Annotated in this window: 12 protein-coding genes; 10 read left to right on the forward strand and 2 right to left on the reverse strand. The window is 63.8% G+C overall.

The genetic code is table 11. The annotated features are described in order from the left end of the window. Positions 1-116 precede the first annotated feature (116 nt). The 5 genes from HMPREF1257_RS08395 (at position 117) to otsB (ending at position 5,095) form a co-directional block, all read left to right on the forward strand. The gene (locus HMPREF1257_RS08395; RefSeq protein ID WP_023023880.1) at positions 117-1,847 is read left to right on the forward strand and encodes a threonine/serine exporter ThrE family protein; all 1,731 of its coding nucleotides are present in this window, start codon (positions 117-119) and stop codon (positions 1,845-1,847) included. A 62-nt stretch (positions 1,848-1,909) separates the two neighbouring features. After that, positions 1,910-2,266 (forward strand): hypothetical protein, encoded by a 357-nt coding sequence (locus HMPREF1257_RS08400; protein ID WP_023017948.1) that lies wholly within the window; start codon positions 1,910-1,912, stop codon positions 2,264-2,266. A 14-nt stretch (positions 2,267-2,280) separates the two neighbouring features. After that, the gene (locus tag HMPREF1257_RS08405) at positions 2,281-3,750 is read left to right on the forward strand and encodes a trehalose-6-phosphate synthase (protein ID WP_023023882.1); all 1,470 of its coding nucleotides are present in this window, start codon (positions 2,281-2,283) and stop codon (positions 3,748-3,750) included. Beyond that, positions 3,750-4,325: a hypothetical protein gene (locus tag HMPREF1257_RS08410; RefSeq protein ID WP_023023883.1), complete on the forward strand. Its 576-nt coding sequence runs from the start codon at positions 3,750-3,752 to the stop codon at positions 4,323-4,325. Before HMPREF1257_RS08405 ends, HMPREF1257_RS08410 begins: the two co-directional genes overlap by 1 nt. A gap of 11 nt (positions 4,326-4,336) precedes the next feature. Beyond that, on the forward strand, positions 4,337-5,095 hold the full coding sequence (gene otsB / locus HMPREF1257_RS08415; RefSeq protein WP_023023885.1) for a trehalose-phosphatase: 759 nt from the start codon (positions 4,337-4,339) through the stop codon (positions 5,093-5,095). On the opposite strand, the gene HMPREF1257_RS08420 is transcribed toward otsB, so the two are convergent. Beyond that, positions 5,067-6,206, reverse strand: coding sequence for a LacI family DNA-binding transcriptional regulator (locus tag HMPREF1257_RS08420; protein WP_023023887.1), 1,140 nt, complete (start codon positions 6,204-6,206; stop codon positions 5,067-5,069). The genes otsB and HMPREF1257_RS08420 overlap by 29 nt on opposite strands. 39 nt (positions 6,207-6,245) lie before the next feature. Between HMPREF1257_RS08420 and HMPREF1257_RS08425 the strand changes: the two genes are divergently transcribed. The 5 genes from HMPREF1257_RS08425 (at position 6,246) to HMPREF1257_RS08445 (ending at position 10,972) form a co-directional block, all read left to right on the forward strand. After that, positions 6,246-7,271 (forward strand): metal ABC transporter solute-binding protein, Zn/Mn family, encoded by a 1,026-nt coding sequence (locus tag HMPREF1257_RS08425; protein WP_023023889.1) that lies wholly within the window; start codon positions 6,246-6,248, stop codon positions 7,269-7,271. Next, positions 7,271-7,972, forward strand: coding sequence for a metal ABC transporter ATP-binding protein (locus tag HMPREF1257_RS08430; RefSeq protein ID WP_023023891.1), 702 nt, complete (start codon positions 7,271-7,273; stop codon positions 7,970-7,972). The genes HMPREF1257_RS08425 and HMPREF1257_RS08430 overlap by 1 nt, the downstream gene beginning before the upstream one ends. Then, positions 7,965-8,864 carry a metal ABC transporter permease gene (locus HMPREF1257_RS08435; protein WP_023023894.1) on the forward strand — a complete coding sequence of 300 codons (900 nt, stop codon included), beginning with the start codon at positions 7,965-7,967 and terminating at the stop codon, positions 8,862-8,864. The genes HMPREF1257_RS08430 and HMPREF1257_RS08435 overlap by 8 nt, the downstream gene beginning before the upstream one ends. Positions 8,865-8,875: 11 nt before the next feature. Next, a complete protein-coding gene (locus HMPREF1257_RS08440) occupies positions 8,876-9,706 on the forward strand; it encodes a PHB depolymerase family esterase (RefSeq protein WP_023023896.1) in 831 nt (276 codons plus the stop codon). A gap of 69 nt (positions 9,707-9,775) precedes the next feature. Further along, positions 9,776-10,972, forward strand: a complete 1,197-nt coding sequence (locus HMPREF1257_RS08445; protein ID WP_023023897.1) for an HNH endonuclease signature motif containing protein — start codon at positions 9,776-9,778, stop codon at positions 10,970-10,972. A 169-nt stretch (positions 10,973-11,141) separates the two neighbouring features. On the opposite strand, the gene rlmB is transcribed toward HMPREF1257_RS08445, so the two are convergent. Then, on the reverse strand, positions 11,142-12,092 hold the full coding sequence (rlmB, locus tag HMPREF1257_RS08450; RefSeq protein ID WP_023023899.1) for a 23S rRNA (guanosine(2251)-2'-O)-methyltransferase RlmB: 951 nt from the start codon (positions 12,090-12,092) through the stop codon (positions 11,142-11,144). Between the last annotated feature and the right edge of the window lie 23 nt (positions 12,093-12,115).

The raw sequence follows: 12,115 nt of genomic DNA on the forward strand, positions 1-12,115 counted from the left end.
AGTACCACGCCCAAGTGGAAAGCCGGTCCCCCTTGTATGCATTTGCGCCCCACAAGGGTTAAAGTTCAGGCTGAAATTATTACTAGTGTCCCACCGCTTTTTCGAGGGTTATTTTCGTGTCACTACTGTCCGCTATGCGGGAGCGCCTCCGCGTATCCGCAGGCCAAGTCGCCATCATTGACGCGGCCAAAGCCGCACCCCCACCATCGCCACTCGCCCCGGTCGATCTGACCGATGCCGCCCAAGTCACGGGTGTGATGGAAATTGCCGCGCGCATCGGCGAGCAGCTCATTGGCGCCGGATCCGCCAACTCAGATGCCCGCGCGCAGGTGCACCTAGCGGCGTCATCGTATGGTTTGCACTACTGCCACGTGGATATCTTGATGAATACCATCACCATCCACACCGCGATCGGCACCGGCGATAAACGCCAGAACCTCCACGTATTTCGCGTGGTGCCGGATGTGGGCGTGAACTTTTCCAAGCTTTCGGAAGTAGACCGCCTCATCCGCGATATCCACTCCGGTAAGGTGCCACCCGCGATGGCGGAAAAGCGCCTGGATGACATCGACCGCATGCCAGCGCCTTATAAGCCGTCCACGGTAATGCTTGGCTGGGGCGGCATGGGTGGCCTGATTTCCATGATGCTCGGCGGCGATCTCCTCGTTGGTGTCGTTGCCTTCGTGGTCTCCGCACTGATTATGGGGCTGAATGACTGGTTGGCCAATTACCGCCTGCCGCCCTTTTATCAAAACGTCGTCGGCGGCTTCTTGGCCGTCTTCCCGGCCGCGATTTTGTATAACGTAGCCGCCGCCTTTGGCATTAGTATGTCGCCGGCGCAGATTATTGCGTCCGGAATCATCGTGCTGGTGGCGGGGCTGACGTTGGTGCAATCGCTTGTCGATGGCATCACCCGCTCCCCCGTAACCTCTTCCGCGCGTTTTTTCTCCGCGCTGTTATCAACGGGCGCGATCATCGCCGGCGTGGGTGTGGGCATCCAGCTGGCCTCCGCTATGGGCTTTGACCTGCCCCCAATGGGTACCTTGGCGCCGCCGGTCTATCACAAGATTCCCCTCTTGGTGCTGCTCGGCGGCACGGGTTCGGCCGCCTTCGCGCTGGCCTGCGGGGCTAATTGGATAGAAATTACCCTCTCAGGCCTCACGGCGGCCGCCGGTATGGTCTTCTACTACTTCGTGGTCGTGCCCTTCGGCGTCGGCCCGGTGATTGCCTCGGGCCTATCCGCCATCGTGGTGGGCCTAGCCGGCGGTTTGATGTCGCGCCGGTGGGGCATCCCGCCGCTCATTACGATGATCGTGGGCTATACGCCCATGCTGCCAGGCCTCATGCTGTACCGCGGCATGTATGCCTCCATCAACGAGCAGATGATTACCGGCTTTACCAACCTGGCTACCGCGCTGGCCATCTCCGGCGCGCTAGCAGCCGGCGTCGTTTTTGGCGAGCGCGTCGCGCGCCGCCTGCGCCGCCCGAAGTACTTCCGCCCGTACTCCGCCTTCAAGCGCATCGGCCGGTTCTCCTTCCACAAGGCAACTCACCTGGCTCGCAAGGCCCCGCGCATCCCGCGCGTGCCGATGTCCCCCTTTGCCCCACGCGTCAACCGCCCCGAATTGCCGCCCACGCTGGGGCCAAAGCCACCGCAACACGCGCAGGCTCAGCAGCACGCGCCGGGGACCACTCCGGCGGAAGATTTGTGGCCGGCAGATTCCCAGTGGCCGGCCCAGCCGCAAGAAACTGAGCGCACCACCTATACGGTGCCCGGCCAGAAATCACCCACGCCGGAAGAATCCGATCACACCAAGCCCGACGGGGAGGAACCCGAGGAGCCCTAAACGCCGCCGGTAGCGTACAATATTTAGCCTGATAGCTTTCCCAACATTCAGGAGGACTCGCCGTGCCACCCAAGGTCCAAGACACGCACCCACAGGCAGAACAAGATATTGCCCTGGCAGAGGAAACCGCCCGCGCCGCCCGCCGCGTGGTGGCCACCTACTCCCAAGATTTCTTGGACGGCGTGACCTTGATGTCCATGCTGGGTGTCGAGCCCAAGGGCTTGGTGCACAAGAAGGTGCTGGCGGAACAAGCCGATGCCGCGCCGAAGAAATCCACGAAGAAGGCCACCAAGAAGTCGACGTCCAAGGCATCGAAGAAGTCCACTAAAAAGTCGACGAAGAAGACCACCAAAGCGGCCAAAAAGTCCACCAAGAAGTCGACAAAGAAAGCAACAAAGAAGTCGACCAAGAAGTCTTAAGCTAGTCTTGGACTATGAGTGAGCGCGGCAATGACTTCGTAGTAGTGGCAAACCGCCTGCCGGTAGATTTAACTACCGCGGCCGATGGCAGTCAGGAGTGGACGCCCTCGCCTGGCGGTCTGGTCACCGCGCTCTCACCGGTGCTGGAAGCGCACCAGGGCTGCTGGGTGGGATGGCCCGGCGTTGCCGATGCCGCGCCCGAGCCCTTCCGCACCGAGGCCGGGGTGTTATTGCACCCGGTCAGGCTTAGCGAGGCCGATTTTGAGGCCTTTTACGAAGGCTTTTCCAATGCCACGCTGTGGCCGCTCTACCACGATCTCATCGTCACCCCGACCTATGACCGCGACTGGTGGGATGCCTACCGCGAGGTCAACCTCCGCTTCGCGGACGAGGTAGCCCACGTGGCCGCAGAAGGCGCGACGGTCTGGGTGCAGGACTATCAGCTGCAATTATTACCGGGCATCCTGCGGCAAATGCGCCCCGATCTCACCATTGGGTTCTTCCTGCACATCCCGTTCCCCTCCCCCGATCTTTTCCGGCAGCTGCCTTGGCGGGAGGAAACGGTGCGCGGCATCTTGGGGGCAGACCTGATCGGCTTCCACTTGGAGGCCAATGCCCGCAATTTCTTGGAATTGGCCCGCCGCCAGGGCCTCGAGGTGCGTGGCGAGGCCACCACCCGCGATGTCACCGCCCATATCCGCCTCCCCGGTGGCCGCACCGTGGGCGTGGGCGCGTTCCCCATTTCCATCGCCGCGCAGGATTTCGGCCAGTTTAGCGACGAGGATAAACGCCGCGTGGCCCAATTGCGCAAGGATTTGGGCAGCCCCAAGCGCATCATTTTGGGCGTGGATCGCCTCGATTACACCAAGGGCATCCTGCAGCGCCTGACCGCCTTCGAGGAGCTCTTGGAAACCGGCGCCCTGGATCCGGAGGAGGTCACCTTGGTGCAGCTGGCCACGCCCTCGCGTGAGCGCCTCGACCACTACAAGGCCACCCGCTCCCAGGTGGAAGAGGCCGTCGGCCGCATCAATGGCCGCTTTTCCCGCATGGGCCACCCCGTGGTGCACTACCAGCACCGCGGCGTGCCCAAGGACGTGCTGCGCTGCTACTACCGCATGGCCGATATCATGCTGGTCACGCCCTTTAAAGACGGCATGAACCTCGTGGCCAAGGAGTTCGTGGCCTGCCACGATGACGGTTCCGGTGCCCTGGTACTCTCGGAATTCGCCGGCGCCGCCGTGGAGCTGGATGAGGCCTACCTGTGCAACCCCTTCGATATCGAGTCCGTCAAACGCGCCTTGCTCAATGCCGTGCGCGCGCTTTCCGATGCCCCCTCCACTATGACCCAGCGCATGCTCACCATGCACAACCAGGTCATAAGCCACGATGTGCGGCTGTGGTCGCAGTCCTTTTTGGGCTGCCTGCGCGCCGTTCGGACCGAAACCGCCTCGCAAGCTCCCGACTCACTCGGAAAGGACTCCTAATGCCTCCTTCCCTCCCCCGCGTACGCACGGCCGGAGCGGCCGGTGCGGGTACACCCGCTGTGAACAAAGGCATCGGCAGGCATGCCGCAGCCGTGGCCACACTGGGTGCCGTCACGCTGCTTGCTGCCTGCGGTTCCGAGGACGATGCCCCACGGCCCGCGGGTGATGACCGGATTGTGGACAAACACTGGCAGGTCGTCTCCATCAATACTGCGCCGGACGCAGCATCCACCATCCCGGAATCGATTCCTCACGCGCCGGAATTTAGCTTCGGCGAGTCCACCATGGTGGGCACCACCGGTTGCACCCGCCTTGCGGCCCGGCTGAGCTACACCGCCGATGATGAGCGCGAAAATATCCGCGATGGCAATAAGTTGCACTTCGATGAGGTTAAATACGACGACACCGATGAGGACTGCGAGGGCAGTTCCGTGTGGGCTGATAACCTGCTGCGCAACCTCATTACCTCGGATAATGATTTTATCTACACCGTAAATAGCAATAACCAGCTCATCTTGGAGCTCGATACCAATGAGGTAGATTCGCCCTCCATCAAGCTGGTCTCCCGCGCGTAGCATGGGATGCCATGACGCTTTCTACCACCATTAAGGCCTTGGCCGCGGCAGAAGAGCTCGCCGTGGTTTCTGATTTTGACGGTACGCTGGCCCCGATTGCCGCCGACATTTATGACGTGGAAATCAACGCCGATGCCGCCCGCGCCCTCAACCACTTGGCCCACCTGCCGCGCACCACGGCCGCGGTGCTGTCTGGGCGCCACCTCGAGGGTCTGCAGCGCGTGTGTCCCCTGCGCGAGCCCGTCCTCTTCGGTGGCTCCCACGGCGCCGAGTCCTCCTGGCAGCAGACCGAGCTCACCCCCGCCATGCGCGAGCACCTTGCGCGCAAGGAGGAAGAAATCCGCGGCATCATAGACCGCTTCCCCGGCGCGGAGCTCGAGGTCAAGCCCTTCCAACGCGTGCTGCACCTGCGCTCGCTCGAGCTGGACAGCCCGGAGCAGGGCGCGGCCGCCTATGAGGCGGGCCTGGCGCTCGATACCGCCGGTTTCCCGCGCACCGCCGGCAAGTCCGTCATCGAGTTTTCCGCCACCACCGCCACGAAGGGCACGTGGCTGGAGACCCTCCGCGAGCGCACCGTCGCCACCGCCATGGTCTTTCTAGGCGATGACGTCACCGATGAGCACGGCTTCCGTGCCCTCCACCAGCCGCCGGACGTGGGCGTCAAGGTGGGCGAGGGCGATTCCATCGCCGCCGTGCAGCTTGCCGATGTCGACGCCGTCGCCCACTTCCTCACCGAGCTCGCTACCGCCCGCGCGGCCGCGGTGCAATAACCGATTTCCCCGGCGCGAACCGCGTCTGCAACACCCGCCGCGGCACCTCCTCCGCTCCTTCGGCGCCGACCTTCGCGCTGCCTGCACCGGCAGAATCACTTGTCGCGCTAGCGATGAGCTTTTCCAGCATGTGCCCGGCCGCGGCCCCCTTGGCCTTATTGGGCTGGATGACGGTAGCCAGGTCGAGGCGCTGCGCCGCATCGATGCCGTCAAAGCCGGTCACGGATAGGTCTTCTGGCACACTCAGCCCGCGCTCGCGGGCATAGGCCAGCACGCCGAGCGCCATGGAGTCGGTCGTGCACAGCACGGCCGTAAGCTCCGGATGCGCGTCGAGCAAGAGCTCGGCGGCGGCGCGGGTGGTATGGGCATCGTTAATGTGCTGCGTGACCACGGGCACGGACTCGGGCGCGATGCCCGCCTCGGCGAAGACGTCGAGCGCGCCCATCACCCGCGAGCGCTGCACGTGCATCTCCGCGTCCTGGACTTCCTGCCAGGAAATCGGGCCGTCGTGGCGCTGCAGGCGCAGGCGGATGGCGAGGATGCCGATGTGGCGATGCCCGGCATCGATAAGCGCACGCGCCGCCGGGGCAATCGCCGCGCGATCATCAATGCCCACGAACGGCAGGCCCGCGTCCGTGGGCTGATCGCAGACCACCAGCGGCAGGCCCCGGCCCCGCGCGGCCGCGAGGTAGGCATCGCCCGCGGCGACCGAATAGACCACGAAGCCATCGACCGCAGCCGAACCCACCAGGCTGGTCGCCTCCGCCTCGCCTTCTGGGCCGGCGGGAATCAGCGTCAGCGTAGTCTGCGCGCCTGCCGATGCCTCCGCCATGCCCGCCAAGAAATCCACCGACGCCATGTCCTCGAAGGCGTAGGACAGGTGCTCGGTCAGCAGCACGCCTACCGACCCAGCGCGGCGGGTGCGCAGGCTGCGCGCCGTGGGATCAGGCCCCGGGTAACCGCGCGCCTTGGCCGCGGCCAAAATGCGCTCCCGCGTTGCCGGGGAGAGCTGGTCAGGGCGGCTATAGGCATTGGATACGGTTGTGCGCGAAACCCCCAACTCCGCGGCGAGGGAGGCCAGTGTCTTCCGGGTGGGGCTGCGTTTAACCATGCCTGTTACCTTACCCTGCGCCCTGGCGCCGGATTTTCAATGCATGTTCAATTGACAATGATTGCCAGCAAACGCACACTGGAGGGTATGCACACGTCACTACGCGCAACAACAGCCCTACTCGCAGCAAGTGGCCTCCTATTTACCGCCGCATGCTCTACAGATTCCGATTCTGGATCCGGAACCGACTCTGGTTCCGGCGACTCCGGTGATAAGAAGATTTCCATCGTCGCCTCTACCTCCATCTGGGCCGATGTTGCCCAGGCCGTGGCCGATACCGCCTCCGGCATCGACATCGAGGTCGAGCCCATCGTGGAGGGCAATGACACCGACCCCCACCACTTCGAGCCCACCGCGGCCGATGTAGCCAAGGCCAACGACGCCGACATGCTCGTGGTCAACGGCGGCGGCTACGACGCCTGGATCTACCAGGCCGTCTCCGATCAGGACAACATCATTTCCGCCCTGCCGCTGACGGACCACGGCAAGCTGGACGAGGACCCCGATGTCATGACCATCGATGCCGCGAAGGCCACCGCCAAGGATGACCCGGACAAGGTCACTAATATCGAGGGCAACGAGCACATCTGGTACGACCCCGCCGCCCTGGAGGAGGTGGCCGGATCCATCGCGGACCAGATCAACGAGAAGTACTCCGACGCCGGTGCCACCACCGAGAAGATCGACTCCCACGTGGACCAGCTGCGCGATAAGCTCAAGGAGCTTCCCGATGGCCTGAATTACGCCCAAACCGAGCCCATCGCCGATTACCTCATGAAGTACACCGACGGCAAGGACGTCACCCCCGAGGGCTACCGCAAGGCCACCATCTCCGAGGGCGAGCCCGCTACTGCCGATGTCGCCGCCTTCATCAAGGCCATCGACGATGGCGAGGTCGATCTCCTCATCTTCAACCCCCAGACCGAAACCGATACCGCCGGCCGCATCAAGTCCGCCGCAGAGGACAACGACGTCGATATCGTAGAAATCGGCGAAACCCCGCCGGATGGCAAGAAGTTCTGGGAATACTACGACGAAGTCACGAGCAAGCTGGGGAAGCACTAGTGCTCGTTGAATTCCATGAGGCCGCAGTAGACCCGCTGTGGTCGCAGCTTAATCTCGCCGTGGACCGCGGCGAGTTTATCGCCGTTTTAGGCCCCAATGGCGTGGGCAAGTCCACCCTGCTGGGCACCATCCTCGGCACCCGCACGCTGACCAGCGGCCGCGTCGACGTCAACTGCCGGGTCGGGTTCATCCCCCAGCAGCGCATGTTCCCCGCTGACCTTCCCCTGCGCGCCCGCGACCTCGTGTCGCTCTCCGTGGCGCACGGGGTATTCCGCCACCGGCACCCACCCCGTGGACAGGTGGACGAGCTGTTGGAAGAGGTGGGTGCCACGGGGCTGCGGGACCGGCGCGTCGGCCTGCTATCCGGCGGCCAGCAACAACTCATCCGCCAGGCCCAAGCCCTGGCCAATGACCCGGACCTTATTCTTGCCGATGAGCCCCTCCTCTCCCTCGACCCCGCCCGGCAAAATGCCACGGTTAACAAGCTGAACTCGCTGCGCCGCGAGCGCGGTACCTCCATCGTCTTTGTCACCCACGGCATCAACCCCGTGCTCGGGGTGACGGATAAGGTCCTCTACATCGCGCCCAATGGCCACACCTTCGGCCCGGTCGATGAGGTCATGCGCTCCGAGGTCCTCTCGGAGCTCTACGGTTCCAAGGTCAATGTCTTAAACGTCGACGGGAGGCTCATCGTTGTCTAATTACTGGGAAGATACCCAATACCTGCTCAGCGTGGACTTCGTGCAGTCCTCGCTCATCGCCTCCGCGCTGCTGGGCATCCTGTCTGGCGTGATGACCTCGCTCATCGTGCTGCGCCAGATGTCTTTTTCCGTCCACGCCACCTCTGAGCTGGCGCTTATGGGTGCCTCCGCGGCACTCCTCTTCGGCCTCAACCTGGGCTTCGGCGCGGTCGCTGGCGCCATCGTCGCCGCTATCATCCTGGCCATGCTGGGCTTTAAGGGCCAGCAAGACAGCGCCATCGGCGTGGTCATGAGCTTTGGCCTGGGCCTTTCGGTGCTGTTTTTGCACCTCTACCCCGGCAACTCCAATACGGCGATGACGCTTTTAACCGGCCAAATCGTCGGCGTATCCTCCGCCTCAGTGTGGCTGCTGGCCGCCACCACGGTCATCATCGTCGCCGCCGTCGGCTTCCTCTGGCGGCCCATGCTTTTTGCCTCCGCCGATCCTGATATGGCCCGCGCCGCCGGTGTTCCCACCCGCGCGATCTCCGTCGCCTTCGCAGTCCTTGTCGGCCTCGCCGCGGCGCAGTCGGTGCAAATCGTCGGCTCGCTGCTCGTCATGGCGCTGCTTATCACCCCCGGCGCGGCGGCGGTACAAATCACCTCCTCGCCCCTGCGCGCGGTGCTGTGGTCCACCATCTTCGCCGAAGTCTCCGCCGTGGGCGGTTTCATCCTTTCGCTGGCGCCAGGCCTGCCGGTCTCCGTCTTCGTGACCACCATTTCCTTTGTGATCTACCTGGTGTGCCGGTTCATCGGCTGGCGGCAGGGCAAGCGCGCCATCCGCGATGAGGTAGCGGCCAAGCACTTCCCCGCCGATAACCGCACCGCCGCAGAGGCCCACCACGCCGACTAAACTCGGCGGGCATGCATATTAATCGTCGCACCGCGGATGTGGATGGCCACACCCGCCGCTTCATCGTCATCGAGCCCGAGCACCTCGGGCCCCAGCCGGACCTCCTGCTGTTTTTCCACGGCTCCCACCAGTCCGCCAACGTCATTCGCCGTTTTACCAACGGCACGGTCGACGCTCTTGCCGATGCCACCAATACCCTCGTCGTCTACCCCGACGGCATCGACCATCACTTCAACGACACCCGCGCCGATCTGCCGGTCCGCGCCCGCGAGCTCGGGATCGATGACGTTGCCTTTAGCACCTTCCTCATCGAGACCATGCAGCGCGAGTACTCCACCGCGCGCACCTTCGCCGCCGGCTATTCCAATGGCGGACAGATGGTGCTGCGCCTGCTTTACGATGCCCCCTTCACCCTCACCGGCGCCTGCGTCTTCGCCTCAACGCTGGGCGAAGGTTCCAATCACGCGCCCACCCACCCCGATGGCTACCGGCCTACCCCGCTGCTTTTTATCCACGGCACCGAAGATCCGATTGCGCCCTATGCTGGCGGGCTAGCCGGCATCGATGGGCAACAAACCCGCGGGTGCGTGCTTTCTGCTCCCGCCACCGCGGAGCACTTCGCCCTTGCCAATGGCTGCCGCCCGCCCCGCGAAACCCAGCCCATCCCCGGGATAACGTCCACTTACTACGACGGCGACTACCCCGTGGAACTGTGGACCATGGAAGGCCTCGGGCACGTGATTCCCTCTAGCAAAGAAACGCCGCTGAGCATAGGGCCAAATACGGATTCCTTCAATGCTGTGGATAAAGTCCGCGAATTCTTTGGTTTAGGTGACGCTTAAGGATAGTTGTCCACAGGGAGGTGGGGCATCGGCTAGCGCGGGCTTGCCGGCCTCCTTAGTCTCTGGGTCATGAATGCGCTGCAGACATTTCTCAAGGGCCTGGCACCCGGCATGGATATCATCGCCGACTGCCGCGGCCTGTCTGTGCGCGCGCTGATTGCGGCCGGGTGCCCCGATACCACCGCCACCCGCCTGCTCACGCTTGCCGAAACCTACTTCGGCACCACCGCCTTTCGCCGCCAACAGCGCGAATCCATCGCCGCAAGCCGCGCCAATGGGCACAGCCTCACGGCTCTGCTCACCATCGAGCGCCACGCCGCCAAGCTGAAGAAGAAGCGCGATGCCTGGGCGCTGCGACGCGAATTGTGCGGGATGGAGGGGAAGGTCTCGGATATTGATAAGCGGGGCCGCGCCCGCGTCAAAGAGCTCAAGGGCCCCGTCAAGCGCCAGCCCGGCGTGAAGATTTACCGCCGCGCCGACGGCCCGTGGACCATGTCCATTACCGGCCCGTCCGCCGATATCGCCGATATGCATGCCGCCATTGATAAAGATGCCCCGCTTGCCTCCGTGCAGAATATCTTCCACGGCGAGACCGCCGCCCGTCCCAGCGTGACGACCAATGTCGTGCTCCGCCTCGACGAGCTCGACCGCATCGTCGAGTTCGGCTCCGGCCCCAAACCCGCCGCTGGCTCCCAGCCTGCCACTGGCCACAAGCCTGGCTCTAACGCTAGCCCTCAGTCCGGCTCGAGCTCCAACGCCCGCGCCGGCTCATCCTCAGGCACAAACTCGAAACCCAGCGCCGATTCCGGCTCCAACGCCGCTGCTGGCCCTGACTCTGCCCATGGTTCTGACTCTGATGGCGATGTCGTGGTCCAGTTGACCAATGGCGCCACAATGACCGGCGCGGAGCTGGTGCGACGGGCGTTTACCGAGCACGGCTACGTCACCCTCATTCATCCAGTAGACGGCCCGGTAAACCTTTACCGCACCTCGCGCTTTGCCTCTGCAAAGCAACGCCTGATGGCAGCGGCCGAAAACCCGGTCTGCCCATGGCCGGAGTGCCGCTACCCCGCCGATGAATGCCAGGTGCACCACCTCAATGCCTGGAAAAATGGTGGCGAGACCAACCCCCGAAACCTGACCATCGCCTGTCCGTACCACAATGGCGTGAACGACGACGATCCCAACGCCCCGCCCTTGCGCGGGCACTTAGCCCGGGTCAACGGAACCATCCGATGGCTGCCGCCCTGGGCAGATAACGCTTAATTATTGCGGCCCACAACGCTTCACACCCAGTACGTTGTGCCCGCAAAGGACCCAGCGCGCCTTTTGACGCTGGGCTTGCACCTGCGCCGGTGATTCTGAGCGCTCGAAACATGACCAGTATGGCCGCTGGCGCTAGTCCGGCGCAGCGAGCCGGCTAGGCGAAGATGGGTTATTTTGCGGCTGCGCGGCGTTGGCGCGCGAACTCGGATAGCACCGAACCCGCAGCGACGGAGGCGTTGAGGGACTCAACCCACCCGGTCATGGGGATGGACATGAGGACGTCGCAGGTCTCGCTGACCAAACGCGAAATGCCCTTGCCCTCGGAGCCGATGACGATGACGACGGGATCCGTGCCGCCTTCATAGGTATCCAGCGTGTGATCGCCACCGGCATCGAGGCCGACGACCTGGTAGCCGTTTTTCTGGAATTCCTTCACGGTGCGGGTGATATTCGTTGCGCGGGCGACCGGCAAACGGGCAGCGGTGCCAGCCGAGGTGCGCCACGCCACCGCGGTGACAGAAGCCGAACGGCGCTCTGGAATGATCACGCCATCGCCGCCGAAAGCGGCCACGGAACGGATGACGGCGCCCAGGTTGCGCGGGTCGGTGATGTTATCCAGGATGACGAACATGCCGGGGCGCGGGTTCTCGGCGGCGTTGGCAATCAAATCCTCCACCGCTGCGTACTTATATGGCGGTATCTGCAAGCCGATGCCCTGGTGCATGCCATTTCCCGTCATGCGGTCCATCTCGTGGCGCTGGACCTCGATGATGGGGATATTGCGGGTATTGCACATGGACACGGCCTCAGAAAGCCGCTTATCGTTGCGCGTTCCGGCAGCGATGTAGAGCGTGGTGGCCGGCACCTTGGCGTGCAAACACTCGATGACCGGGTTGCGGCCCACCACCATCTCTGCGGTTTCTTTCTGGTGGCGCCCAGAGTTGCGGCGCTCGCGCTCCAGCTTCGCCTTGTGCTTGGCGTGGTAGACGCGGTCCTCGGCCTTCGGGGTGGGTCCCTTGCCTTCTAGGCCCTTGCGACGCTGCCCGCCGGAGCCTTTGGTAGCGCCCTTCTTATTCGTCTTGCGGATGCCCGCGCCACCGCGGCCATGGGTTCGTGCCATCGTTTCAGTCCTTTCGAGGAAAC

The organism is Corynebacterium sp. KPL1814 (assembly GCF_000478175.1).
Taxonomy (GTDB): Bacteria; Actinomycetota; Actinomycetes; order Mycobacteriales; family Mycobacteriaceae; genus Corynebacterium.

Coding starts and splice junctions, on each gene's coding strand:
- HMPREF1257_RS08405 (WP_023023882.1), top strand. CDS start 2,281: ATGAGTGAGCGCGGCAATGACTTCGTAGTAGTGGCAAACCGCCTGCCG.
- HMPREF1257_RS08410 (WP_023023883.1), top strand. CDS start 3,750: ATGCCTCCTTCCCTCCCCCGCGTACGCACGGCCGGAGCGGCCGGTGCG.
- otsB (WP_023023885.1), top strand. CDS start 4,337: ATGACGCTTTCTACCACCATTAAGGCCTTGGCCGCGGCAGAAGAGCTC.
- HMPREF1257_RS08420 (WP_023023887.1), bottom strand. CDS start 6,206: ATGGTTAAACGCAGCCCCACCCGGAAGACACTGGCCTCCCTCGCCGCG.
- HMPREF1257_RS08425 (WP_023023889.1), top strand. CDS start 6,246: ATGCATGTTCAATTGACAATGATTGCCAGCAAACGCACACTGGAGGGT.
- HMPREF1257_RS08440 (WP_023023896.1), top strand. CDS start 8,876: ATGCATATTAATCGTCGCACCGCGGATGTGGATGGCCACACCCGCCGC.
- HMPREF1257_RS08445 (WP_023023897.1), top strand. CDS start 9,776: ATGAATGCGCTGCAGACATTTCTCAAGGGCCTGGCACCCGGCATGGAT.
- rlmB (WP_023023899.1), bottom strand. CDS start 12,092: ATGGCACGAACCCATGGCCGCGGTGGCGCGGGCATCCGCAAGACGAAT.